This is a genomic window from Pseudomonas sp. PVC-3-1 (genome assembly GCF_057444315.1).
In genome coordinates this window covers 5,369,904-5,393,513 of sequence record NZ_CM172023.1, presented here as the reverse complement: position 1 = coordinate 5,393,513, position 23,610 = coordinate 5,369,904, and the positions used below count along the sequence as shown (strand labels likewise).

Here is a 23,610-nt window from a genome sequence, read left to right as displayed (position 1 = left end):
AATCGCCATGACCGCCAAAGTCCAGGAAATCCGCCTGAACCTGCCGCACATCGAGCTGGCCGCGCACCTCTTCGGCCCGGAGGATGGCCGCCCGGTGATCGCCCTGCACGGCTGGCTGGACAACGCCATGAGCTTCGCCCGCCTGGCGCCCAAGCTCGAAGGCGTGCGTATCCTCGCCCTGGACTTCGCCGGCCACGGCCACTCTGGCCACCGCGCACCCGGCGCCAGCTACCTGCTGTGGGACTACGCGCTGGATGTGCTGATGGTGGCTGACCAGATGGGCTGGGAGCGCTTCTCCCTGCTCGGGCATTCCATGGGCGCCATCGTCTCGGTGCTGCTGGCCGGGGCCATGCCTGAGCGCATCGAGCGGCTGGCGCTGATCGACGGTCTGGTGCCCTATACCGGCGAGCCGGACACGTCGCCGCAGAAGCTCGGCGAAGCCCTGCGGGCGCAGCTGGCACTGCCGAACAAGCGCAAGCCGGTGTACGAAGCCATCGATCGCGCTGTGGAAGCACGCATGAAGGGAGTGGGCGCGGTGAGCCGTGAAGCGGCGGAACTGCTGGCCTCCCGTGGTCTGGTGCCGGTCCCCGGTGGCTACACCTGGCGCACCGATGCGCGCCTGACCCTGCCGTCGCCGCTGCGCCTGACCCGTGCCCATGCGCGACAATTCGTCCAGTCCGTGCAGTGCCCCACCAGCCTGGTGCTGGCGCAGCAAGGGCTGATGCTGGTCGAGCCGGCCACCCGCGAACTGCTGAAAGACCGGCCCTTCGAGGTGCATGAGCTGCCCGGCCAGCACCATTTGCACCTGGATGATGAGGCGGGCGCCGATGCCGTCGCCGCTATCTTCCGACCCTTCCTGCAAGCCTGAGGGAAACACCCGGTAGCGCCCTGCGGCTTGACTAAAGCGGGGCCGGCCGCGACGCTGCACGGATCGCTTCAGGGAGATTGTGCATGCTCGACATCCAGACCGCCGCGCGCCAGGGGCCGGAAAACCCTCACTTCGTCAGGACCGACGCGCACCGGATGTCACGGCTGCTCCGCACGCTGATCGCCAGCGGGCTACTCGGCTTCGCCAGCATTGCCGGCGCCGCCGATCTGCCTGACAGCCACGACCTGGAGATACTCCCGCGCTTCCCGCGTTCGGAGATCGTCGACTTCAACCAGGCCGCCAGCCAGGAACGTATCTACCCCCAGGGCTCCATCAGCCGCATCAGCGGGCGCCTGCGGATGGAAGGGGAGGTGCGCGCCATCGGCGACCTGACCGCCGTGACCTACCGCCTGCCCGACGAGGACTCCAGCCAGAGCGCCTTCGCCGCCGCGCGCAAGGACCTGCTCAAGGCCGACGCCACCCCGCTGTTCTGGTGCGAGAGCCGCGATTGCGGTTCCAGCAACCTGCTGGCCAACTCGGTGTTCGGCAATTCCAAGCTGTTCGGCCCGGACGATCAGCAGGCTTACCTGCTGGTGCGCCTTGCCGCGCCCCACGAGAACAGCCTGCTGGCGGTCTACACCATCACCCGCGGCAACCGACGCGCCTACCTGCATGCCGAACAACTGGACAGCGGCGCTGCCCTTGGCGAACTGTTGCCCAGCCCGGCGACCCTGATGCGCCTGCTCAAGGCCAACGGCGAACTGACCCTGAGCCACGTGCCGCAGGAGCCGGGCGGCGCCTGGCTGGACCTGCTGGTGCGCACACTGCGCCTGGATACCGGCGTGCGCGTGGAGCTTGCCGGCCAGCACGCCGGCGACTGGCGCGCCGCACTCACCGCACAGGGCGTGCGCGATGCGCGTCTGGAGCAGGGTAAGGACGATGGCGACGGCCTGCATCTGACCTGGCTGCACTGATTCCCCTACGCTGAAGGCTGAAACGCCCTACACTGGGGCTTTCGAGCCAATCGGGGTTTCCAATGTTCGACAACGATCGCCTGTTGCTGCGCCTGCTGTTGCTTGGCCTGCTCGCGGCCAGCATCTGGGTGTTGCTGCCCTTCTGGTCGGCGTTGGTCTGGGCGGCCGTGCTGGCCTTTGCCAGTTGGCCGCTGATGCGCCTGCTCACTCAGTTGCTGGGTGGACGCCAAGCGGCGGCCGCCGGCTTGCTCACCCTCTGCTGGATAGTCCTGGTGGCGCTGCCGCTGGTGTGGCTGGGCTTCGGCCTGGTGGACCGGGTACGCGAAGGCGTGGAGCTGGTGAAGAACCTGCAGGTCTCCGGGTTGCCGCCGCCGCCGGAATGGATGGCACGGGTGCCGCTGGTCGGCGACCGGCTGATCGGCTGGTGGTACCAGGCGGACCAGCAGGGCGTGGCGATGTTCTCCGCGCTCAAACCGTACATGGGCGAGGTGGGCAACTGGGCCCTGGCGCGCAGCGCCAAGCTGGGCGCTGGCATCTTCGAGCTGGTGCTCAGCCTGGTGCTGATCTTCTTCTTCTACCGCGACGGCCTGCGTCTGCAGGCATTCGCCCACGGCATGTTGCAGCGCCTGATCGGTGATACCGCACAGCAGTACATGGACATCATCGCCGGCACCGTTCAACGGGTGGTAAACGGGGTGATCGGCACCGCCGCCGCGCAAGGGGTGCTGGCGACCATCGGCTTCCTCATTGCCGGTGTGCCGGGCCCGCTGGTGCTGGGCCTGCTGACCTTCGTCTGCAGCCTGTTGATGGTGCCACCGCTGATCTGGGGGCCGGCGGTGATCTGGCTGTTCTACCAGGAGAGCTACGGCTACGCGGTATTCATGGCGATCTGGGGCTTCTTCGTGATCAGCGGCGTGGACAACATCCTCAAGCCCTACCTGATCAGCCGCGGCGGCAACCTGCCGCTGGTGGTGGTGCTGCTGGGTGTGCTCGGCGGGCTGCTCAGCTTCGGCTTCATCGGCCTGTTCCTCGGGCCGGTACTGCTGGCGGTGGTCTACAACCTGATCAGCGCCTGGGTCGATAGCTCACACCGGCCACCGCCGCCGCCGGTGGTTTGAGGCATGCAGAATGCGCCCTACGGCCCTGTGGTGAGGATCACCGCGCCACGTTAGCCGTCGCACATTGTAGGAGCGAGCTTGCTCGCGAACGGGTTGCCCGGCGGCTCAGGTGCTGGGCGGGTTCGCGAGCAAGCTCGCTCCTACAGGTAAGGCGCAATCCCGAACGGGTAATGCGCCCTGCGGTTTCAGGCGTCAGGCGTGCTCGCTCTTCACCTGCACCAGCTTGTCCCGCCCTGCGCCCAGGCCGAAGACAATACCCGCCACCGTCACCACCACGAAGATCACGCCGGTTGCTGCCCAGCCGCCGGTGGCGTCGTGCACCACGCCTACCAGGAACGGCCCGCAGGCCGCCAGGGTGTAGCCCACGCCCTGGGCCATGCCGGAGAGGTTGGAGGCGACGTGGGAGTCCGGAGAGCGCAGCACGATCAGCGCCAGCGCAATGCTGAAGGTACCGCCCTGGCCAAGGCCCAGGACCACGGCCCAGCCCCAGATTCCGCTCAGCGGGGCGAACAGCAGGCCGAGCAGGCCAGCCAGGGTCAGGCTCATGACGATCACCACCGCAATGCGCTGGTCCTTGCCACGAGTGGCCAGCCAGGGCGCCGCCAGGGCGCTGAACAACTGCACCATTACCGAGCCGGAAAGCACCAGCCCGGCTTCCACTGCGCTCAGGCCGCGGTCGATGAGGATGGACGGCACCCAGCCGAAAACGATGTAGGCCAGCGACGACTGCAAGCCCATATACAGTGTGACCTGCCAGGCGAGCGGGTCGCGCCACAGGCCCTTTACCTTGTATACCGGGCGATGGGCGTGATGGTTCTGGCGGGTCTGCGGCAACCAGATCACTGCTGCGACGATGGCGGGGATCGCCCAGAACGCCAGCGCCAGTTGCCAGCTATCGCCCATCAGCCCTGCCAGCGGCACGGTGGATCCGGCGGCGGTGGCGGCGCCCAGGCACAGGGCCATGGTGTAGACGCCGGTCATGGTCCCGGCGATGTGCGGGAAGTCGCGTTTGACGATGCCCGGCAGCAGTACACCGATGATGCCGATGCTGGCGCCGGCTACCAGGCTGCCGAGAAACAGTCCGGCCACCGGGAACAGGCTGCGCAGGACGATGCCGCCGGCCAGGGTGAAGAGGATCAGCAGCACGGTGCGCTCGGCGCCCAGGCGCCGAGCCAGCATCGGCGCCAATGGTGCGAACAGGCCCAGGCAGAGCACCGGCAAGGTGGTCAGCAGGCCGGCGGCGGCGGCGGACAGACCGGTGCCGTCACGCACGGTGTTGAGCAGCGGCGACAGGCTGGAAAGCGCCGGACGCAGGTTGATCGCCACCAGCACCAGGCCCAGCAGCAACAGCCAGGTGCGTTGCGGGGGTGGGGCGGCCTTGGCAGTGCTGTCGTCTTCGGCGTCGATCAGCAGCTCTTCGGGTGGGCAGGACACCTTGTGCTCGGCGTCTTTCGGGTCATTGGGCAAGGACATGGTGGGCATTCCAGGGCAGCAAGGCAGAAAGCGTTCGTAGATAGAATCAGGAATCAGATCAGCAGCGCGCGGTTCGCCTGTGCCGCCGCGTCGGCGTCGCCACGGGCGATGGCGTCCAGCAGCTCGCGGTGCAGCTCGAAGCTCGGCTGCGGACGGGTCGGGTCGCCGATGGTGCGCTCCAGGCCGGCGCGGATCACCTGGGAGAAGTAGCGGTACAGCTCGCTGAGCACCGGGTTGTGGGCGCTGTCCACCACGCGCTGGTGGAAGGCCAGGTCATGGGCGATGTACTGATCCAGTGATCCGCCGTGATGCACGGCGGAGGCTTCCAGCGCTTCGCGCAGGGCGGCGAGGTCGGCTTCGGTCCGGCGCTCGGCGGCCAGCCGGCTGGCTTCCACTTCGATGACGCCGCGTGCTTCCAGTGCCTGCTCCACCGAGCTGCGGGCCAGCACCAGCATGGTGTCCAGCGGGTTGGCGCAGGCGCGCACGTAGGTGCCGTCGCCCTGGCGCACTTCCAGCACGCCGGAGAAGGTCAGCACGCGCACCGCTTCGCGCACGGTATTGCGGCTGATACCGAGGGACTCGGCCAGTTCCGGCTCCGGAGGCAGGCGCTGGCCCAGTGGCCAGGTGCCGTCGGCGATACGCAGGTGGATCTGCTCGAGGGCGATGTCCACCAGCGAGCGCTTCTGAATGGGGCTTGGCATTGAAACATCCAATCATCGGATGAATTTGGTGAGGCCAAGATTAGGACAGTTCCACGCTGGCTGGCAATCCGGGAAGAAGAGAGGGCCGCCGGAGCGGGGGGCGCTCCGGCGGTGGGCATCGACGCGGATCAGGCGGCGATGTTCACCAGGCTGCCACTGGTCGCCTGGAGGGTTGTGACTTCGCTGCTCTGGTACTGCTTGAGCAGGTTGGCCACCAGTTTCTGGTAGGCGGCACCGGTGTTGGCGCTGGTCGACGATGTGCTGGTGGCAGTGGTCGTCGTGCTGTCCGAAGAACTGCTGGAGGAATTGTCGAACGAGCCGCTGGCGGCCGAAGCCGGCGGGGGCGGCGGCGGGCCCTCGGGACGTTGGGCCTGCAGCGCGCTGGAAAGCTCGTCGCTGCTGATGGAACCGCTGCCGTCCGCGTCGAGCTGGCTGAACAGCTCGCTCAGGCGTTCGCTGTCGTCGCTGCTTCCCAGGGCGGAGAGTTCGTCGCTGCTGATGCTGCCGTCACCGTCACTGTCCAGCGCGCTGATCAGGTCTTCGGCGGAATCGCCCATGCCCATGTCGCCGGGTGGTGGTGGGGGAGGAGGCATGGCCGCCGCCAGTTCGTCCTGGGAGATGCCGCCGCTGCTGTCGCTGTCCAGCTCGCTGAGCAGGGCGTCGATGTCGATGTCGCTGCTGTTCGAGTCGTCACTGGACGACAGCGCGCTGGTCAGTTCGTCCTTGCTGATGCTGCCGTCGCCATCGCTGTCGATGGACTTGAACAGGTCTTCCTGGAATTTCGCCGCGCCCTGGGAGTTGCCAGTGCCGCCGCCCTGCGTGGCGGTGGTGCTGCTGGCGGTCTGGGTACGGGCGAGCGAGCTGGTGTAGTAGCTCGCATAGCTGCTGCTCACGCCGCTGATCATGGGGGAATCTCCGTGGTTGCCGAAGCGGAGGGTTCTCCGCTGATGACAGCCTCGGGTATGTCTGTGTCGCGGGTTTGTGCGCTTTGTTTGCTGGCGGCTACAACGGCGTTACGCCGTTGTGCTTCTGGGCAGGCGCAGCACGGCGGTGGCGCCGCCGCCGGGGGTTTCCTCGAAGTACAGGTCGCCGCCCTGGCGCCGCGCGGCATCGCGGGCGATGGCCAGGCCCAGGCCGACGCCGCCGGAATTGCGGTTGCGCGAGCCTTCCAGGCGGAAGAAGGGTTCGAACACCTGTTCGCGCAGCTCGGCGGGAATGCCCGGGCCATGGTCGCGCACGCGGATTTCCAGTTCGCGCATGCCGTCGCGCAACTCGATGCTGACATCGCCGGCGTAGCGCAGGGCATTGTCCAGCAGGTTGTTCAGGCACGAGCGCAGCGCCATCGGCTGCACCTTGAGCGGAGCGCAGTAACCCTCCACGCCGACATCGGCACCGCGTTCGCAGGCGTCTTCCGCCAGCGAGTCGGCCAGCGCCTTCACGTCGAACCACTGCAGCGGCTCGGTGGCGCGTTCCTGCTGCAGGTAGTGCAGGGTGGAGTCGAGCATGCCGATCATCTCGGCCAGGTCCTGGCCGATGCGGGTGCGCAGTTGCGGGTTGTCGATCTCCTCGACGCGCAGGCGCAGACGCGACAGCGGGGTGCGCAGGTCATGGGACACCGCTACCAGCATGCGGCTGCGCTGCTGCACCTGTTCGCGGATACGTTCGCGCATGCGATTGAAGGCGTGGGCCGCCTGGCGTGCTTCGCGCGGGCCGGTTTCCGGCAGCGGCGGGCTGTCCAGGTCCTCGGAGAGGCGCAATGCGGCGTCGCCCATGTGTTGCACCGGGCGGGCGAGCAGGCGCGCGCCGACATAGGCGGCGAGGATCAGTGTCAGCAACTGGAAGGCGAAAGGAACGCTCCAGAACGGCAGGCGCGGGCCGGGCGGTGGCGGCGGACGGAAGCCTTCGGGGCCTGCCTGGAAACCTCCTGGAGGAGGGCCGCGCTCGAAGCCGTGTTCCGTCGGCGGAGGCGGGGGAGGTGGCGGCTCGTGGCGCGGACCGTAATGGTGGAACCAGGCGAACGCCAGCAGGTGGGCGACCACGATGGCCAGCAGGAATACCCCGAACAGCCGGGCGAACAGGCTGTCGGCACGCTCCAGGGGTTTTTCCTTTGCGCGCTCGGGCGCGGACTCAGGCGATGTCGCGGACATCGAACAGGTACCCTTCACCGCGCACGGTCTTGATCAGCCGCGGCGAGCGCGGATCGTCGCCAAGCTTCTGCCGCAGGCGCGAGACCAGCAGGTCGATGCTGCGGTCGAAGGCTTCGATGGCGCGGCCACGGGCGGCGTCCAGCAGCAGTTCACGGTTGAGCACCCGCCGCGGGCGTTCGAGGAACACCCAGAGCAGGCGGAATTCAGCGTTGGACAGCGGCACCACCAGGCCATCGGGCGCATGCAACTGGCGCAACACGCTGTCCAGGCGCCACTGATCGAAGCGCACCTGGGCGCGCGGTTCGCCGCGGCTGCCTTCCTCGCTGGTGAGGCTGGTGCCGCGCACACGGCGCAGGATGGTCTGGATGCGTGCTACCAGTTCGCGCGGCTCGAAGGGCTTGGCCATGTAGTCGTCGGCACCCAGTTCCAGGCCGATGATGCGGTCCGCCGGCTCGCAGCGTGCGGTGAGCATGAGGATCGGGATGTCTGACTCGGCGCGCAGGTAACGGCACAGGGACAACCCGTCTTCGCCGGGCAGCATCAGGTCCAGCACTACTACGTCGAAGCTTTCGTTCTCCAGCGCACGACGCATTTCGACGCCGTCGGCGACGCCGTGGGTCTCGATGTTGAAGCGCGCGAGGTAACCGCAGAGCAGCTCGCGGATCGGCTCGTCGTCATCCACCAGCAGTGCACGGGTAGTCCAGCGGCGTGGGTCGTCGGTAGAGGTCGGGTACATGAAGAAACCTGTCGCGGGAGAACGTGGGGCAGGATGGCCAGAGGCCGCCAGGGGCATGCGACACGTGCATGCTAACCCGTCATCGCGTGCGCGGGCCATGGTCGGCGAGGCTGCGGCCCGCGGGTGTCGCCAGCGTGTCCGCTGTGTGTCGGGTTCGATACAAAGTCGCGGCATGCCATTGCAGAGCGGTTTTTTACGTTTTCTTTATGCGCCTCGCCGAGTGCGGGAATCGCTCCTTTACGCGTTGCTTGCGGAAAATTTCCGTCAAGCGGCAAACGCCGTTTCAAGCGATGGAATCGCCCGCGTGAGGAGAAAGCAATCATGAGCGTGCTCGACGGTGTGTCCCTGGTCCTGGCCACGGGACTGTTCATCTACCTGCTGGTGGCGCTGTTGCGCGCCGACCGTTCCTAGGAGCGTTCATGAACAGTCATGACGTGTTGCTGATCGTCGCCTTCCTGGCGCTGGTGCTGGTGCCGGCGCCCTTCCTCGGGCGCTTCTACTACAAGGTGATGGAGGGGCAGCGCACCTTCCTCAGTCCCGTGTTCCTGCCGGTGGAGCGGGCCATTTATCGCGCGTGCGGCATCCATCCTGAAGACGAGCAGGACTGGAAGGGCTATACCCTGGCCCTGCTGGCGTTCAACCTGGTGGGATTGGTGCTGCTGTTCGCCATCCTCATGCTGCAGGGGCTGCTGCCGCTCAACCCGCAGAACCTGCCGGGCCTGGAGTGGACGCTGGCGTTCAACACTGCGGTGAGTTTCGTCACCAACACCAACTGGCAGGCCTATAGCGGCGAAGCCTCGCTCAGCTACCTGAGCCAGATGCTCGGCCTGACCGTGCAGAACTTCGTCAGCGCCGCCGTCGGCCTGGCCGTGCTGGTGGCGTTGGCCCGTGGCATCTCGCGCAAGTCGACGAACAACCTCGGCAACTTCTGGGTCGACCTGACCCGCGCTACCCTCTACGGGCTGATCCCGCTGTGCCTGCTGCTGGCGCTGTTGCTGGTCTGGCAGGGCGTGCCGCAGACCTTCCTCGACTATGCCCACGCGCTGACCGTGCAGGGCGCCGACCAGTCCATCCCGCTGGGCCCGGCGGCCAGCCAGATTGCCATCAAGCAGCTGGGCACCAATGGTGGCGGTTTCTTCGGCGTGAACTCGGCGCATCCGTTCGAGAACCCGACCATCTGGAGCAACCTGTTCGAGGTCGTGTCGATCATCCTGATCCCGGCCGCGCTGGTGTTCACCTTCGGCCACTACGTGAAGGACCTGCGCCAGAGCCGCGCCATCCTCGGCTGCATGCTGGTGCTGTTCGCCCTCGGCCTGGGTGCTTCGCTGTGGGCCGAGTACCAGCCGAACCCGGCGCTCAGCGCGCTGCCGGTGGAGCAGGTCGCGCCGCTGGAAGGCAAGGAAAGCCGCTTCGGCACCACTGCCAGCGTGCTCTGGTCGGTGACCACCACCGCCGCCTCCAACGGCTCGGTGAACGCCATGCATGACAGCCTGAACCCGCTGTCGGGCATGGTGGCGATGCTCAACATGATGGTCGGCGAAGTGATCTTCGGCGGCGTCGGCGCGGGGCTCTACGGCATGCTGCTGTTCGTCCTGGTGGCGGTGTTCCTCGCCGGGCTGATGGTCGGCCGCACCCCCGAATACCTCGGCAAGAAACTCGAAGCCCGCGAAGTCCGCCTGCTGGTGGCGACCCTGCTGGTGATGCCGGTCGGCGTACTGGTGCTCGGTGCCATCGCCGCCAGCCTGCCGGGCCCGGCCTCGGCGGTCAGCAACCCCGGCGCACATGGTTTCAGCCAGTTGCTTTATGCCTACACCTCGGGCACCGCGAACAACGGCTCGGCCTTCGGTGGCTTCGGCGCCAACACGCCGTTCCACAACCTGATGATCGCCCTGGCCATGCTGATCGGCCGCTTCGGCTACATCCTGCCGGTGCTGGCGATCGCCGGCAGCCTGGCGGCGAAGAAAGCCACACCCGTGGGCCCCAACAGTTTCCCCACCCACGGCCTGCTGTTCGTCAGCCTGCTGACCGCCACCATCCTGCTGGTGGGCGGCCTGAACTTCCTGCCGACGCTGGTGCTGGGCCCGGTGGCCGATCACCTGACGCTCGGTTTCTGAGGAACCTTTCATGAACGCTAAAACCCTGGAACTGGTCCTGAACAAGGCCGCCGAGAAACGTCCGACCACCGCGCTGTCCGCCCTGTGGAAACCGGCGCTGCTGCAGGCCTTTGTCAAGCTTGACCCGCGCCAGTTGCAACGCTCGCCGGTGATGCTGGTGGTGGCCCTGACTGCCGTACTGACCACCGTGCTCTGTGTGGTCGGTGGTGAGGCGGTGCCCACCTTCGTCGCCGTGCAGATTGCCGTGTGGCTCTGGTTCACCGTGCTCTTCGCCAACTTCGCCGAAGCCCTCGCCGAAGGCCGCGGCAAGGCCCGCGCCGACAGCCTCAAGGCCGGCACCCAGGGCCTGCAGGCCATGCGCCGGACCGCCAGCGGCAAGTTCGAGAAAGTCGCCGCCAGCAGCCTGCGCAAGGGCGACGTGGTGCGCGTCGAGGCTGGCGAGCTGATCCCCGGCGACGGCGAGGTGATCGAAGGCGTGGCGGCGGTCAACGAAGCCGCCATCACCGGCGAATCCGCGCCGGTGATCCGCGAATCCGGCGGCGACCGCTCCGCCGTCACCGGCAACACCCGGTTGGTTTCCGATTGGCTGCTGGTGAAGATCACCGCCAACCCCGGCGAGTCCACCCTCGACCGCATGATCGCCCTGGTGGAGGGCGCCAAGCGCCAGAAGACCCCCAACGAAGTGGCGCTGGATATCCTGCTGATCGGCCTGACGCTGATCTTCCTGCTGGTGGTCGTCACCCTGAAGCCGTTCGCCCTGTTCGTCGGCGGCAATCTGCCGCTGGTGTTCCTGGTGGCGCTGCTGGTCACGCTGATCCCCACCACCATCGGCGGTCTGCTTTCGGCCATCGGTATCGCCGGCATGGACCGTCTGGTGCGCCTGAACGTCATCGCCAAGTCGGGCCGCGCCGTGGAAGCGGCGGGGGATGTGCATGTGCTGATGCTCGACAAGACCGGCACCATCACCTTCGGCAACCGCCGCTGCAGCGCGTTGCACACCGCCCCCGGCGTGCAACCGCTGGAACTGGCCGAAGGCGCGTTCCTTGCCTCGCTGGCCGATGATACGCCCGAGGGCAAATCCATCGTCGAGTTCCTCCGTGCGCAGATCATCCTGCCGGAGCCGGACCGTAACCGTGTGACGCCGATTGCCTTCAGCGCCGAGACGCGCCTGTCGGGGATCGACTTCGACGGCCATGTCTACCGCAAGGGCGCCGTGGACGCCGCGCTGGCCTTCGTCGGCCTGGACCGCTCGCAGATGCCGGAAAGCCTCGCCAAGGAGATCGAGCGCATCGCCCAGAGTGGCGGCACCCCGCTGCTGGTGGTGGCCGACGGCAAGCTGCTGGGCGCCATCCACCTCAAGGACGTGGTCAAGCCGGGTATCCGCGAGCGCTTCGCCGAGCTGCGCCGCATGGGTATCCGCACCGTGATGGTGACCGGCGACAACCCGTTGACCGCCGCCGCCATCGCTGCCGAAGCGGGTGTGGACGATGTGATTGCCGAGGCCACGCCAGAGAAGAAGCTGGCGCGCATCCGCCAGGAGCAGGGCGAGGGCCGCATGGTCGCCATGTGCGGCGACGGCGCCAACGATGCTCCGGCCCTCGCGCAGGCTGATGTCGGCATGGCCATGAACGACGGCACCCAGGCCGCCCGCGAGGCCGCCAACCTGGTGGACCTGGACAGCGACCCGACCAAGCTGCTCGACGTGGTGCAGGTGGGCAAGGAGCTGCTCGTGACCCGTGGCGCGCTGACCACCTTCTCGGTGGCCAACGACGTGGCCAAGTACTTCGCCATCCTTCCCGCGCTGTTCGCCGGCATCTACCCGCAACTGGGCGTGCTCAACGTAATGAAGCTGGCCAGCCCGCAGAGCGCCATCCTCTCGGCCATTGTGTTCAACGCGCTGATCATCGTCGCGTTGATCCCGCTGGCCCTGCGCGGCGTGCGCGTACAGGCCAGCGACGCCTCGCAGCTGCTGCGGCGCAACCTGCTGATCTACGGCGTGGGCGGGCTGGTGGCGCCGTTCGTGGGGATCAAGGTGATCGACATGCTGCTGGTCGCTATCGGCCTCGCCTGAATCGGCTTTTCGTAGGAGCGAGCTCGCTCGCGAACCGCCCGAGCGCCGGAGCAGCCGGATGACTGTTCGCGAGCAAGCTCGCTCCTACAGGCAACGCCCGGCGCTGAACGGGCCGGGTGCACCGAACAACTCCCTCTCCCTTCAGGGAGAGGGCGGGGGAGAGGGTAGCCAGCCCCGCCCCCGACCCAACAGAGGAACACGAAAAATGCTCAACCAACTCCGCCCCGCCATCGCCTCGCTGGTACTGCTCAGTGCCGTCACCGGCGTCGCTTACCCACTGGCCGTCACCGGCATCGCCCAGGTCGCGTTCCACGATCAGGCCAACGGCAGCCTGGTGCGTGATGACCAGGGCAACGTACGCGGCTCGGCCCTGATCGCGCAGAAGTTCGACGGCGCCCAGTGGTTCCATTCGCGCCCCTCCGCCGGCGACTTCGCCACCGTCTCCAGCAGCGCCAGCAACCTCGCGCCCGGCAACCCGGCGCTGGCCGAACGAATCGCCAAGGACGCCGCTGCCCAGCAGATCGGTGCGCAGCCGGTGCCGCTGGCGCTGGTCACTACCTCCGGCAGCGGCCTCGACCCGCAGCTGCCGCCCGCTGCCGCGCTGTACCAGGTGCCACGCATCGCCCTGGAGCGCGGCGTACCGGCCGCGAGCCTGGAGAAGCTGGTGGAGGCGAACACCGAGCGCCCGCTGATCGGCCCCGCCGTGGTCAACGTGCTGGCGCTGAACATGGCCCTGGCCAGCCTGCCTCGCTAGACTCCAGCGCCAGAGCCGTCCAGGTCGATGCACAAGGTCACCAACCTGTAGCGGACCGCTCCCTCTCCCCTCTGGGAGAGGGCTGGGGAGAGGGGAGGCTCTCCCTGGCAAAACATCAAGCGAGCGCCGAAAGCGCCCCGAGGATAGCGACATGACCGACCCCAACCGCGCCGACGCCCTGCTGGCCGACCTGCCTCCCATGGGCCGTGGCCGCCTCAAGGTATTCCTCGGCGCCGCGCCGGGCGTCGGCAAGACCTACGCCATGCTGCTGGCCGCCCAGAGTCAGCTGCGCCAGGGCGTGAAGCTGCGCGTCGGTGTCGTGGAAACCCACGGTCGTGCCGAGACCGAGGCATTGCTCGCCGGCCTGCCGCAACAGGCGCTCAAGCGCTCCGTCTACCGTGGCATCATCCTGGAGGAAATGGACCTCGATGGACTGCTCAGCGAGCCGCCGACGCTGGCGCTGGTGGACGAGCTGGCCCACAGCAACGCCCCCGGCAGCCGCCACGCCAAGCGCTGGCAGGACATTCAGGAACTGCTCTCCGCCGGCATCGACGTCTACACCACGGTCAACGTCCAGCACCTGGAAAGCCTTAACGATCACGTCCGCGATATCACCGGCGTGCAGGTTCGCGAAACCGTGCCCGACTGGGTGCTGCAGGAAGCCTACGAACTGCTGCTCATCGACCTGCCGCCGCGCGAGCTGCTGGAGCGCCTGCGCGAGGGCAAGGTCTACGTGCCCGAGCAGGCCCGCGCCGCCATCGACGCCTTTTTCAGCCAGACCAATCTCACCGCGCTGCGCGAGCTGGCCATGCAGACTGCCGCCGCGCGGGTCGATGCCGACCTTGCCCATCGCTACCGCCAGCAGGGCGGCGAGGCGCCCGCCGTGCGCGGGCGCTTGCTGGTCGGCGTGGACGGCGAACACAACGCCGAGCGCCTGGTGCGCCACGCTTGCCGCGTAGCCGAGCGCCGGCACCTGCCCTGGTCGCTGGTGCATGTGGATACCGGCGAGGCGCGCAGCGAAGAGTCGCGCATGCAACTGCAGAGTGCCCAGCAACTGGCGGAGCGCCTGGGCGGCGATGTTGTCGAACTGCGCGGTGGCGAAGTCGCACGAACCCTGGTCGAACACGCCAAGGAACGTCGCGCCACGCTGTTGCTGGTCGGCCGCTCACGACAACGCTGGTACCGCCAGCTGTTCGGCGGCGGGCTCGCCGCGCGCCTGCTGCGCCTGGGCGACGGGCTGGAAATCAGCGTGCTCGGCAGCGAGGCCGATCTCACTCCGCCCAAGGTTCGCGCGCAAGCGCCCTGGCCCTGGGGCAATTACCTGCTCGCTGCGCTGGCCGCTGCCTGCGCCAGCGCACTGGCTTGGGGCGTGGCCAGCGTGCTGGAGCTGCCGAACATCTCCCTGGTCTTTCTCGCCGCCGTGCTGCTTGTGGCGGTGCGCAGCAGCCTGGGTCCGTCGCTGGCCTGTGCGGTGCTGTCGTTCCTGGCCTACGACTTCCTGTTCATACCGCCGCATTTCTCCTTTTCCATCCAGCGCGAAGAAGACGTCCTGACCCTGCTGTTCTTCCTGCTCATGGCCGGCCTCACTGGCAACCTCGCGGCTCGCCAGCGCCGGCAACTGCAAGCGCTGCGCGAGACGCAGGAAGAGACCAGCCAGATGCTCGAGCTGTCGCGCAAGCTGACCGCCGCCACTGACCGCCAGGCGGTGATGGCGGCCGCAGTGCAACAACTGGGCGGCTGGGAGGGGCTGGATATCTGCCTGCTCGGCCGGGTCAACGGCGAGTGGAAACTGGAGGGTGGCCTCAACCGCACGCTGGAAGACCAGGAACGCGCCGCCGCCGACTGGGCCTGGCAGCACGACCAGCCCGCGGGACTGGGCACTGGCACGTTGCCGGGTGGACGCTGGTGGTGGTGGCCGCTGTCCGGCGAGGACGGCCCGCTGGCACTGCTGGGCGTCAGCCCGCGCGATTCGCAAGCTTTGCCTGGGGCGCGCCGTCGTCTGCTGGCTGCTCTTGGTCAACCGTTGGCGCAAGCATTGGCCCGCGCGCGGTTGGCTGAGGACCTCGAAGCCGCGCGTCTGCACGGCGAAACCGAACAACTGCGCAGCGCGCTGCTGGCCTCGGTCAGCCACGACCTGCGGACGCCGCTCACCTCCATGCGTGGCGCCATCGATAGCCTGCTGGCGCTGGGCGATGCGATCCCACCGCCGGATCGCCGCGAGCTGCTGGAAAGCACCCGTGACGAGGCCGAGCGCCTGGATCGCTACATCCAGAACCTGCTGGACATGACCCGCCTCGGCCACGGTGGCCTGAAGCTGTCGCGCGACTGGGTGTCGCCCGGCGACATCGTCGGCAGTGCGCTCAACCGCCTGCGCGCCGTGGTCGCCCCCTATCGCGTGGAAACCCGCGTGCCGCCGGAGCTGCCGCTGCTCTATGTGCATGCCGCGCTGATCGAGCAGGCGCTGGTCAACGTGCTGGAAAACGCCGCGCGCTTCTCTCCGCCGCAAGGCCGCCTGCGGGTGGCGGTGGAGCAGGGCGAGGAGGAGTTGCGTTTCCTGGTCAGCGACGAAGGGCCGGGCATTCCGCCGGCCGAGCGCGAGAAGATCTTCGACATGTTCTACACCGCCGCGCGAGGCGACCGTGGCGGGCAGGGCACCGGGCTGGGCCTGGCGATCTGCCAGGGCATGGTTGGTGCCCATGGTGGGCGGATCACCGTCGAGGATGGCATCGACGGGCGCGGCACCACCCTCGTGTTGCACCTGCCGCTGCAACAACAGCCGGACCTGGAGCAGCTTGATGCTGCTGTCTGAAAGGCTCAAGCTGGACGCCCCCAGCCATCCCGGACTGCCGATGAACGCCAGCGCCGCCACCATCCTGGTCGTCGACGACGAACCGCAGATCCGCAAGTTCCTCCGCATCAGCCTGAGTGCCGGCGGCTACAAGGTGCTCGAAGCCGGCACCGGCGAAGAGGGCCTGGCCCAGGCAGCGCTGGGCCGCCCGGACCTGGTGGTGCTCGATCTCGGCCTGCCGGACAAGGACGGCCAGGATGTGCTGCGTGAGCTGCGCGAGTGGTCGCAGGTGCCGGTGCTGGTGCTCTCGGTGCGCGCCAGCGAAAGCGAGAAGGTGCTGGCGCTGGACAGCGGCGCCAACGACTACGTGACCAAACCCTTCGGCATCCAGGAGTTTCTCGCGCGCATCCGCGTGCTGTTGCGCCAGGGCGCGAGCGGCGAGACGCAGGAAGCAGTGGTTGCGGTGGGGCCGCTGAGTGTGGATTTCTCCTATCGTCGTGTACTGCTCGATGGCGAGGAAGTCTCGCTGACCCGCAAGGAGTACGCCGTACTGTCGACCCTGGCGCGCCACGTTGGCCGGGTGGTCACCCAGCAGCAACTACTCAAGGACATCTGGGGGCCGACGCATACCGAGGACACCCACTACCTGCGCGTAGTGGTTGGCCATCTGCGGCAGAAGCTCGCCGATGATCCGGCGACGCCGCGATTCATCGTCACCGAGGCTGGTGTCGGTTATCGCTTGCGCGAGGCCTGATCGCGCGACGTACGTTCCCGCGTAGGAGCGGACTCCGTCCGCGATGTGTGTGCCTCGCGCCTTTGTTTCCCGCGCCGCTCCGGAGCGCGCATTGGCTTCCTGTTTCGCCCCCTCGGGCGACCTCCTTTGGCAAACGACCCAAAGGAGGCAAAGGTCTTGCCCCAATCATCCGGTTTTTCGCTTGGGGCGAAAAATTCCCTCGTTGAATCGAAGTTTCAGGGGCACGCTGCGAAGGGCCGTCCCTGGCCCATCGCAGCTCTCGCGGCATCCATGCCGCTCAACCCCTGAAACTCCGCTTCAACGAGGCCTCCTGAACGGGGCGTTCGGCGTGCGCGGGTATTTCTCTGGAAATCTTCAAAAGCCAGAGCCAGAGCCAGAGCCAGAGCCGCGCGGGTTGGGTTTCTGTAGGAGCGAGCTTGCTCGCGAACCCGCACGGCACCGGATCAGCCGGTCAATACGGATTCTCCGCCTCATACCGATCCAGCGTATCGCTGGCGATCTGCCGGCCGAGGGCGATGAGTTCCGGGGCCTTGTAGAACTCGAAGAAGCGGCAAACGCGCTTGGGCACGTTGATCAGGATGTCCGGCGGGTAGCCGGCGATCTTGTACTGCGCCAGCGACGTCTGCATCACCTCGAAGCTCTGGTTGACCAGTTCCAGCAAGGAGGCCGGGCTGCTGCTGTCGATCACGTGGCTGCCGGTGGCCGAGCGCGGCGACCCTTTGGCCTGCGGAGCGGCGGCGGGTTGCTGCATCTCCGGTTCGGCGGGCTCTTCCGAGGCGGCCGGCACCGGGTGGAGCAGGGCGTCGGCGATCAGTTCGGGTGGCGGCTCGACTTCGCCTCGGCGGAAGAAGCTCAGCTTGTTCGACAGCCCCGAAATCACCGAATCGAAGCGCCCCTTGAGCGCAGCGGGCCGCTCGATCACCGGCAGCGAGTACTGGCGCTGGTTGGTGGCGTTGAGGTTGACCGCGACGATCAGGTCGGCATGCGTCGAGACCACCGGGACGATGGGCAGCGGGTTGAGCAAACCGCCATCCACCAGCATGCGGGTGCCCTGCATCACCGGGGTGAACAGGCTGGGGATCGCCGCCGAGGCACGCATCGCCTGGTGCAGGCAGCCTTCCTGGAACCAGATTTCCTGCTGGTTGGTCAGGTCGGTGGCGACCGCCGTGTAGGGAATCGGCAAGTCCTCAATGTTGATCTCGCCAAGCAGTTCGTGAATCTTGCCGAACACCCGCTCGCCGCGGATGGCGCCCAGGCGGAAGCTGACGTCCAGCAGGCGCAGCACGTCGAGGTAGTCCAGGCTTTCCACCCAGTCGCGGTACTCGCCCAGCTTGCCGGCGGCGTAGATGCCGCCGATCACCGCGCCCATGGAGCAGCCGGCGATGCACACCACCTCATAGCCGCGCCGTTCGATTTCCTCGATTACGCCAATGTGCGCATAACCTCGGGCTCCGCCGGAGCCAAGCACCAGCGCAATCTGTTTTGACATAGGGCAACTCCGCGTTACGAACTGCCCGACGATACGCCGGGGGTGACGGCCTCGCCAAGCCGGGCTTTGCTAGAATCGGCGTTTGATTTCCCTGCCGGAGCCTCCCGATGAGCGAACCGATCCGCCTGACCCAGTACAGCCATGGTGCCGGTTGCGGCTGCAAGATTTCCCCCAAGGTGCTGGAGGTGATCCTCGCCGGCAGCGGCGCGCAGAACCTTGACCCGAAGCTGTGGGTCGGCAACGCCTCGCGCGATGATGCGGCCGTCTATGAAATCGACGCCGAGCGCGGCGTGGTATCTACCACCGACTTCTTCATGCCGATCGTCGACGATCCCTTCGACTTCGGCCGTATCGCCGCCACCAACGCCATCAGTGACATCTACGCCATGGGCGGCGACCCGTTGATGGCCATCGCCATCCTGGGTTGGCCGGTGAATGTGCTGGCGCCGGAAATCGCCCGCGAAGTGATCGCCGGCGGCCGCAAGGTCTGCGACGAAGCTGGCATCCCGCTGGCCGGCGGGCACTCCATCGACGCGCCCGAGCCGATCTTCGGTCTGGCCGTCACCGGTCTGGTGGAGAAGCGCTTCATGAAGCGCAACGACACCGCCACCGCCGGCTGCAAGTTGTACCTGACCAAGCCGCTGGGCATCGGCATTCTCACCACCGCCGAGAAGAAGGCCAAGCTGCGCGCCGAGGACGTGGGCGTCGCCCGTGACTGGATGTGCACCCTGAACAAGCCCGGCGCGCGCTTCGGCAAGCTCGACGGCGTGAAGGCGATGACCGACGTCACCGGCTTCGGCCTGCTCGGCCACCTGGTGGAAATGGCTGACGGTAGCGGCCTGACTGCCCGCGTTCGCTACGACGCCGTGCCGCGCCTGGCCAGCGTCGAGTACTACCTGGAAGCCGGCTGCGTGCCCGGCGGCACCTTGCGCAATTTCGACAGCTACGGCGAGCGCATCGCGCCATTGCCGGAGCTGCACAAGCTGTTGCTGTGCGACCCGCAGACCAGCGGTGGCCTGCTGGTGGCGGTTGAGCCCGCGGGCGAGGCGCAGTTCCTCGCCACGGCCAAGGAGCTGGGCATGGACCTGGCGCCCATCGGCGAACTGGTTGGCCGACAGAGCCACGCGGTCGAGGTGGAGTGATGCGCGACAACACCCGCCACTACCGCGAGCTGTTCCTCGGTGATGTGAAGATGATGGACGTGCGCGCCCCGGTCGAGTTCGGCAAGGGCGCGTTCCCAAACGTGGTGAATCTGCCGCTGATGAACGACATCGAGCGGCAGAAGGTTGGCACCAGTTACAAGCAGCACGGCCAGCAGGCGGCCATCGCCCTGGGCCACGAGCTGGTCTGCGGGCAGCTCAAGGCCGAGCGCATCGAGGCCTGGGCGAACTTCGCCGCGGCCAATCCCGAGGGCTACCTGTACTGCTTCCGTGGCGGTCTGCGTTCGCAGATCACCCAGCAATGGCTCAAGAGCGAGGCGGGCATCGAGTATCCGCGCGTGGTTGGCGGCTACAAGGCGATGCGTGGCTTCCTCTTCGACACCACCCGCGCCGCCGTCGAGGAATGCCAGTTCGTGCTGGTGGGCGGCCTGACCGGCACCGGCAAGACCGAGGTCATCGCCCAGCTGGCCAACAGCCTGGACCTGGAAGGCCACGCCAACCATCGCGGCTCCGCTTTTGGCCGCCGCGCCACGCCGCAGCCGGCGCAGATCGATTTCGAGAACCGCCTGGCCATCGACATCCTGAAAAAGCGTCATGCCGGCATGGAGCAGTTCGTGCTGGAGGACGAGGGGCGCATTGTCGGCAGCTGCTCGGTGCCGCTGGAGCTGTACCAGGGCATGCAGCACTACCCGCTGGTGTGGCTGGAGGACAGCTTCGAGCAGCGCGTGGAGCGCATCCTCAAGGACTACGTGGTGAACCTGTGTGCCGACCATGTGCAGGTGGTGGGCGAGGAGGGTGGTTTCGACTCCTTCGCGGCGTACCTGCGCAAGAGCCTGTCGGGCATCGTCAAGCGCCTGGGCGGCGAGCGTTACCAACGCCTGGCGGCGATCATGGATGCGGCCCTGGAAGAGCAGAAGCGCAGCGGCGCGGTGGACCTGCACCGGGGTTGGATCGAGGGGCTGCTGGGCGAGTACTACGACCCGATGTATGCCTTCCAGCGCGAGAGCAAGGGCGAGCGCGTGGAGTTCCGTGGGACGCAGGACGAGGTCGTGGAGTATCTGAGGTTCCGCGCGGAGCGTTAGCTCTTTTGTAGGAGCGAGCTTGCTCGCGAACAGATTTCCCGGCCAATCCCGTGCCTGGGCGGTTCGCGAGCAAGCTCGCTCCTACAAACAAAGCGCTCCGCGCTATTGGCACCTGGCTGCATCCGGCTTTTGCAGGTGCGGGCTCTGTCCGTGATCGCTTCAACGCCGCAGCGGAATCAGCGGCTCTTGCCGTCATACTCCTTCACCGTCAGCCCCGACAGCTCAACGCCGGGCAGGCAGCGCACGTTGATCGCCGCCATCGGCGTGCCGTCCGGCGCGCTGGCGTAGGCCAGCGGAGCACAGCCGCAGGTGGGGCAGAAACGATGCTCGATGCGGTGGGTGTTGAACGTATAGGTGCTCATCGCACTCTCAGGAGTCGTCAGCTTCAGCTTGCCGCGCGGCACGAACCACAGCAGCGAACCCTTGCGCCTGCAGATCGAGCAGTTGCATGACACGACTTCACCGACATCCCCTTCCACTTCGAACGCGATCTGTCCGCAATGGCAACTACCCTGATGCACCATGATCCTTCTCCTGTCGGGATATCCCGTGGTCAAACAGTGTAGTAGTCGCTTGAATGCCATCCGTCCGATGGCATACTGCGGCGCCGTCCGGCAGGCCTCTGCGCCGCGTTCTAAGCTGGATTCATCCCCGAACACCTCCAGGAGTTTCGTCATGCCGCGCATTCCCCTGATCATCGCTCTGCTGCTGGCCGTCGCCGGCTGCTCGGGCAAGACCGTCAACCGCGACAGCTGCGCCAACGAACTGAACGCCGCCTGGCACGAACTGGACCTGGCCAAGGCCGAAGGTTTTGCCGGCACCGTCAGCTACTCGAAGGCCCTGGGCCTGCTGACCGCCGCCAAGACCCAGCAGCAGGTCGAGGCCTACACCGGCTGTTCCGACAAGGCCAGCCGCGCGCGCTTCTACATCAAGGAATCCCGCGCCGGCCGCTGAGCCATCGCACAGGCGGGCCGCTAGCTGCGGCCCGCGCCTTGCCGCCGCATTACCCACCGTCTTGTCCGGATCTGCCCATGCAACTCGACTTCACTCAATTGTCCAAGGCCGAGTCCTACCGCTGGCTGGCCTCCACCGTCACGCCGCGGCCGATCGCCTGGGTGACCACGCTGTCCGCGGACGGCAAGAGCAACCTCGCGCCGTTCAGCTTCTTCCAGGTGATCAGCGATTCGCCGCCGACCCTGCTGGTCAACACCAGTGTGCGCGAAGACGGCAGCGTCAAGGACACCCTGCGCAACGTGCGCGAAACCGGCGAGCTGGTGATCCACCTGGTCAGTGCCGCCCAGGCCGAGGCCATGAACGCCACCGCTGCCTGGCTGCCCCACGGCGACAGCGAGATCGAGCACGCCGGCATCGCCACCGTGCCCAGTGAGCGCGTGGCACCGCCCCGCGTCGTGGGTGCGCCGGTGGCCTTCGAATGCCAACTGGCGGAAATCATGCCGTACCCGGCGCAGAACCCTTCCAGCATGCTGATCTTCGCCCGCGTGCTGCTGGCGCACATCGACGAGTCGGTGATGCAGGACGAGCGCCACGTCGACCCGGCGAAGCTGGATCTGGTGGGCCGCCTGGGCGGCACCCAGTACAGCTACACCCGCGACACCTTCAGCATGATTCGTCCCAGGTAAGCGCGAGTGCCTGGCGCCGTGGCGTCAGGCGAACTCCAGTTCCAGGCCGAGATGCCAGTGGATGCCGCCCATGTGCGCCACGTCCAGCCGCTCGCCGAGGGCGAAGAGTTCCGAGAGCAATTCGTCGCGGCGGCCGAGTTCCAGCGCGTTGTCGTGGATCAGGCAGACGATGCCATGCATCAGGCGCCAGCCGGCCTGGGCATCGAACCAGCAGTCCAGCCACTCGCCCTGGACTTCGTCGCAGGCCAGCGGGCAGACGAAGCGGCGGATCGGCAGCAGCCCGCGGGCCAGCAGCAACGGATCGAGGCGCCGCTGCTCGCGGTACAGCTCCGGCAGCTGGAGTTCGCGGGCGAATCCCGCCAGCGGGCGCTGCAGGACCAGTTGGTAGTAGGCGTTCATCCGAGCACCTGGAATGGAAGGTCAGAGATCGGAATCTGAACGGTCGGGTAGGTAGGTCGCTGTCGGCTCTATCTGTATCCGTTGTGGGAAAGTGCTGTTCAGTGTTCTGGATACGACCTCCACGTATCTCTGTGCAGCATCACCGTGCCATCACCGCCGCGCCCTCTATCCAGCCAATGGGCGGCGCTCCTAATGTTCCGCCCACAAGCACCGATAACGAGCAGGAGACCTTCGAGGATTTCCTGCAACGCCATTGCGGATGGGGGGAGTAGCCATGGTTGCCTTCGTGCAGCGTCGTCTGGCCGACATGGGCACGGCGAAGAAACTGGCCATCGGTTTCGGCCTGGTGCTGCTGCTCACCGCCCTGGTGGCGGTGATCGGCGTGAGCTCGCTACGGACGATTTCCCAGCGCTTCGACCTGCTGGGCGACATGTCGACCATCAACCGCGAACTGCTGGAAATGCGCCAGAGCGAGAAGGACTTCGTGATCGACGCCAGCGACGCTTCCGCCAAGCGCCTGCGCGAGCACGCCGGCAACCTCGGCGAAGCGGTGGCACGGCTCAAGTCGCAGCCGGACCAGGCAGCGGCAATGACGCGTGTGGAGCAGGGCATCTCCGACTACCTCACCGCCTTCGCCAGTTTCGAGAAATCCAGCAGGAGCCGGCGCCTGTCGCTGGACGCCGCCACCTGGTCGGTGAACGGCGCGTCCAACAGCCTGGACATCCTGCAATCCAGCCTGGCCGACGACGGTGCCTACGAGCTCAAGGACTCCCAGGGTCAGAAGGGCGAGGAACTGTTGCAGCAGGCCGCGCAGGTCAGCCAGCTCTACCGTCTGGTGCTGCAGGGCCTGAACGAGGCGCGCTCGCGCCTGGAAGCCGGCAGCAAGGAGAAAGCCGACGGTGAGAATGGCGAGGGCGGGCGAATCAAGTCTGCCGCCGAGGCGCTGGCACTGTCCGCCAAGCTGCAGGAAGCGATCACCGATCCCACCTACGTCTCGGTGCTCAAGGACGTCATCACCAACATCAACGCCTTCGTCGAGAAGCTCGACGAGTACACCGCCAGCCTCGAACAGGAAAAGCAGGTTCACGCGCAGATGAACGAACGCGCGGCTCAGGTCATGCAGCAGGTCGACGACGCCTACGCCGCCCAGCACTCGGCCATGCAGACCCAGCTGCGCACCAACACGCTGCTGATCGTTGCATCGGCTGCCCTGGCGCTGCTGGTGGGCGCGCTGGCGTCGCTGTTGATCACCTGGATGATCGTGCGGCCGCTGCGCCAGGTCATCGGCATGGCCAGCCGTATCGCCGAGGGCGATTTGAGCGTGAGCGTCGAAGTACGACGC

Annotated in this window: 21 protein-coding genes and 1 pseudogene; 14 read left to right on the top strand and 8 right to left on the bottom strand. The window is 67.1% G+C overall.

The genetic code is table 11. The annotated features are described in order from the left end of the window. Positions 1–7: 7 nt before the first annotated feature. From AC2T4A_RS24720 to AC2T4A_RS24710, 3 genes are all read left to right on the top strand, one after another. Positions 8–868, top strand: a complete 861-nt coding sequence (locus tag AC2T4A_RS24720) for an alpha/beta hydrolase (protein WP_416752639.1) — start codon at positions 8–10, stop codon at positions 866–868. Between the two features lie 83 nt (positions 869–951). Further along, entirely contained in the window at positions 952–1,842 is an 891-nt protein-coding gene (locus tag AC2T4A_RS24715) for a DUF4892 domain-containing protein (RefSeq protein ID WP_416752637.1), read from the top strand. Positions 1,843–1,904: 62 nt separating this feature from the next. Next, entirely contained in the window at positions 1,905–2,960 is a 1,056-nt protein-coding gene (locus tag AC2T4A_RS24710; protein WP_416752635.1) for an AI-2E family transporter, read from the top strand. Positions 2,961–3,152: 192 nt separating this feature from the next. Here the strand turns inward: AC2T4A_RS24710 and AC2T4A_RS24705 are convergent, their stop codons facing one another. The 5 genes from AC2T4A_RS24705 to AC2T4A_RS24685 form a co-directional block, all read right to left on the bottom strand. Then, a complete protein-coding gene (locus AC2T4A_RS24705) occupies positions 3,153–4,433 on the bottom strand; it encodes a CynX/NimT family MFS transporter (RefSeq protein ID WP_486742031.1) in 1,281 nt (426 codons plus the stop codon). Positions 4,434–4,486: 53 nt separating this feature from the next. After that, entirely contained in the window at positions 4,487–5,134 is a 648-nt protein-coding gene (locus tag AC2T4A_RS24700; protein ID WP_416752631.1) for a FadR/GntR family transcriptional regulator, read from the bottom strand. Positions 5,135–5,262: 128 nt separating this feature from the next. Then, positions 5,263–6,039: a XopAW family type III secretion system calcium-binding effector gene (gene xopAW / locus AC2T4A_RS24695; protein WP_416752629.1), complete on the bottom strand. Its 777-nt coding sequence runs from the start codon at positions 6,037–6,039 to the stop codon at positions 5,263–5,265. Between the two features lie 108 nt (positions 6,040–6,147). Then, positions 6,148–7,281, bottom strand: a complete 1,134-nt coding sequence (locus tag AC2T4A_RS24690; protein WP_478379024.1) for a sensor histidine kinase — start codon at positions 7,279–7,281, stop codon at positions 6,148–6,150. Next, positions 7,262–8,017 (bottom strand): response regulator, encoded by a 756-nt coding sequence (locus tag AC2T4A_RS24685; protein ID WP_416752625.1) that lies wholly within the window; start codon positions 8,015–8,017, stop codon positions 7,262–7,264. The genes AC2T4A_RS24690 and AC2T4A_RS24685 overlap by 20 nt, the downstream gene beginning before the upstream one ends. Positions 8,018–8,338: 321 nt before the next feature. On the opposite strand from AC2T4A_RS24685, the gene kdpF reads away from it, so the two are divergent. The 6 genes from kdpF (at position 8,339) to AC2T4A_RS24655 (ending at position 16,498) form a co-directional block, all read left to right on the top strand. Next, a complete protein-coding gene (kdpF, locus tag AC2T4A_RS24680; protein WP_009618573.1) occupies positions 8,339–8,428 on the top strand; it encodes a K(+)-transporting ATPase subunit F in 90 nt (29 codons plus the stop codon). Between the two features lie 8 nt (positions 8,429–8,436). Then, on the top strand, positions 8,437–10,131 hold the full coding sequence (gene kdpA, locus AC2T4A_RS24675; RefSeq protein ID WP_486742030.1) for a potassium-transporting ATPase subunit KdpA: 1,695 nt from the start codon (positions 8,437–8,439) through the stop codon (positions 10,129–10,131). 10 nt (positions 10,132–10,141) lie between these two features. Beyond that, a complete protein-coding gene (gene kdpB / locus AC2T4A_RS24670; protein ID WP_416752620.1) occupies positions 10,142–12,202 on the top strand; it encodes a potassium-transporting ATPase subunit KdpB in 2,061 nt (686 codons plus the stop codon). Positions 12,203–12,407: 205 nt separating this feature from the next. Then, positions 12,408–12,956, top strand: a complete 549-nt coding sequence (gene kdpC / locus AC2T4A_RS24665) for a potassium-transporting ATPase subunit KdpC (protein WP_138525202.1) — start codon at positions 12,408–12,410, stop codon at positions 12,954–12,956. Positions 12,957–13,107: 151 nt separating this feature from the next. Further along, positions 13,108–15,765, top strand: a complete 2,658-nt coding sequence (locus AC2T4A_RS24660) for a DUF4118 domain-containing protein (RefSeq protein ID WP_486742029.1) — start codon at positions 13,108–13,110, stop codon at positions 15,763–15,765. Between the two features lie 40 nt (positions 15,766–15,805). Continuing rightward, on the top strand, positions 15,806–16,498 hold the full coding sequence (locus AC2T4A_RS24655) for a response regulator (RefSeq protein ID WP_192223781.1): 693 nt from the start codon (positions 15,806–15,808) through the stop codon (positions 16,496–16,498). A 451-nt stretch (positions 16,499–16,949) separates the two neighbouring features. Here the strand turns inward: AC2T4A_RS24655 and AC2T4A_RS24650 are convergent, their stop codons facing one another. Continuing rightward, positions 16,950–17,987 carry a patatin-like phospholipase family protein gene (locus tag AC2T4A_RS24650; RefSeq protein ID WP_416746475.1) on the bottom strand — a complete coding sequence of 346 codons (1,038 nt, stop codon included), beginning with the start codon at positions 17,985–17,987 and terminating at the stop codon, positions 16,950–16,952. A 107-nt stretch (positions 17,988–18,094) separates the two neighbouring features. Here AC2T4A_RS24650 and selD point away from each other — a divergent pair, with 107 nt between their 5' ends. Together selD and mnmH are read left to right on the top strand one after the other, a co-directional pair. Next, entirely contained in the window at positions 18,095–19,129 is a 1,035-nt protein-coding gene (gene selD / locus AC2T4A_RS24645) for a selenide, water dikinase SelD (RefSeq protein ID WP_045208728.1), read from the top strand. Next, the gene (gene mnmH / locus AC2T4A_RS24640) at positions 19,129–20,229 is read left to right on the top strand and encodes a tRNA 2-selenouridine(34) synthase MnmH (RefSeq protein WP_486742028.1); all 1,101 of its coding nucleotides are present in this window, start codon (positions 19,129–19,131) and stop codon (positions 20,227–20,229) included. The genes selD and mnmH overlap by 1 nt, the downstream gene beginning before the upstream one ends. Before the next feature lie 176 nt (positions 20,230–20,405). Here mnmH and AC2T4A_RS24635 read toward each other — a convergent pair whose 3' ends face one another. Next, positions 20,406–20,753, bottom strand: a complete 348-nt coding sequence (locus AC2T4A_RS24635) for a GFA family protein (RefSeq protein ID WP_416747296.1) — start codon at positions 20,751–20,753, stop codon at positions 20,406–20,408. A 151-nt stretch (positions 20,754–20,904) separates the two neighbouring features. Between AC2T4A_RS24635 and AC2T4A_RS24630 the strand changes: the two genes are divergently transcribed. Beyond that, on the top strand, positions 20,905–21,183 hold the full coding sequence (locus AC2T4A_RS24630; protein ID WP_416746479.1) for a hypothetical protein: 279 nt from the start codon (positions 20,905–20,907) through the stop codon (positions 21,181–21,183). Between the two features lie 77 nt (positions 21,184–21,260). Next, complete coding sequence (locus AC2T4A_RS24625) at positions 21,261–21,869, top strand: flavin reductase family protein (protein WP_478379018.1); 609 nt, start codon at positions 21,261–21,263, stop codon at positions 21,867–21,869. 24 nt (positions 21,870–21,893) lie between these two features. On the opposite strand, the gene AC2T4A_RS24620 is transcribed toward AC2T4A_RS24625, so the two are convergent. Continuing rightward, on the bottom strand, positions 21,894–22,268 hold the full coding sequence (locus AC2T4A_RS24620; protein WP_416746483.1) for a hypothetical protein: 375 nt from the start codon (positions 22,266–22,268) through the stop codon (positions 21,894–21,896). Between the two features lie 259 nt (positions 22,269–22,527). On the opposite strand from AC2T4A_RS24620, the pseudogene AC2T4A_RS24615 reads away from it, so the two are divergent. Beyond that, a pseudogene (locus AC2T4A_RS24615) lies at positions 22,528–23,607 on the top strand (HAMP domain-containing protein); the annotation flags it as partial. Positions 23,608–23,610 lie beyond the last annotated feature (3 nt).

Coding starts and splice junctions, on each gene's coding strand:
- AC2T4A_RS24720 (WP_416752639.1), top strand. CDS start 8: ATGACCGCCAAAGTCCAGGAAATCCGCCTGAACCTGCCGCACATCGAG.
- AC2T4A_RS24715 (WP_416752637.1), top strand. CDS start 952: ATGCTCGACATCCAGACCGCCGCGCGCCAGGGGCCGGAAAACCCTCAC.
- AC2T4A_RS24710 (WP_416752635.1), top strand. CDS start 1,905: ATGTTCGACAACGATCGCCTGTTGCTGCGCCTGCTGTTGCTTGGCCTG.
- AC2T4A_RS24705 (WP_486742031.1), bottom strand. CDS start 4,433: ATGTCCTTGCCCAATGACCCGAAAGACGCCGAGCACAAGGTGTCCTGC.
- AC2T4A_RS24700 (WP_416752631.1), bottom strand. CDS start 5,134: ATGCCAAGCCCCATTCAGAAGCGCTCGCTGGTGGACATCGCCCTCGAG.
- xopAW (WP_416752629.1), bottom strand. CDS start 6,039: ATGATCAGCGGCGTGAGCAGCAGCTATGCGAGCTACTACACCAGCTCG.
- AC2T4A_RS24690 (WP_478379024.1), bottom strand. CDS start 7,281: ATGTCCGCGACATCGCCTGAGTCCGCGCCCGAGCGCGCAAAGGAAAAA.
- AC2T4A_RS24685 (WP_416752625.1), bottom strand. CDS start 8,017: ATGTACCCGACCTCTACCGACGACCCACGCCGCTGGACTACCCGTGCA.
- kdpF (WP_009618573.1), top strand. CDS start 8,339: ATGAGCGTGCTCGACGGTGTGTCCCTGGTCCTGGCCACGGGACTGTTC.
- kdpA (WP_486742030.1), top strand. CDS start 8,437: ATGAACAGTCATGACGTGTTGCTGATCGTCGCCTTCCTGGCGCTGGTG.
- kdpB (WP_416752620.1), top strand. CDS start 10,142: ATGAACGCTAAAACCCTGGAACTGGTCCTGAACAAGGCCGCCGAGAAA.
- kdpC (WP_138525202.1), top strand. CDS start 12,408: ATGCTCAACCAACTCCGCCCCGCCATCGCCTCGCTGGTACTGCTCAGT.
- AC2T4A_RS24660 (WP_486742029.1), top strand. CDS start 13,108: ATGACCGACCCCAACCGCGCCGACGCCCTGCTGGCCGACCTGCCTCCC.
- AC2T4A_RS24655 (WP_192223781.1), top strand. CDS start 15,806: ATGAACGCCAGCGCCGCCACCATCCTGGTCGTCGACGACGAACCGCAG.
- AC2T4A_RS24650 (WP_416746475.1), bottom strand. CDS start 17,987: ATGTCAAAACAGATTGCGCTGGTGCTTGGCTCCGGCGGAGCCCGAGGT.
- selD (WP_045208728.1), top strand. CDS start 18,095: ATGAGCGAACCGATCCGCCTGACCCAGTACAGCCATGGTGCCGGTTGC.
- mnmH (WP_486742028.1), top strand. CDS start 19,129: ATGCGCGACAACACCCGCCACTACCGCGAGCTGTTCCTCGGTGATGTG.
- AC2T4A_RS24635 (WP_416747296.1), bottom strand. CDS start 20,753: ATGGTGCATCAGGGTAGTTGCCATTGCGGACAGATCGCGTTCGAAGTG.
- AC2T4A_RS24630 (WP_416746479.1), top strand. CDS start 20,905: ATGCCGCGCATTCCCCTGATCATCGCTCTGCTGCTGGCCGTCGCCGGC.
- AC2T4A_RS24625 (WP_478379018.1), top strand. CDS start 21,261: ATGCAACTCGACTTCACTCAATTGTCCAAGGCCGAGTCCTACCGCTGG.
- AC2T4A_RS24620 (WP_416746483.1), bottom strand. CDS start 22,268: ATGAACGCCTACTACCAACTGGTCCTGCAGCGCCCGCTGGCGGGATTC.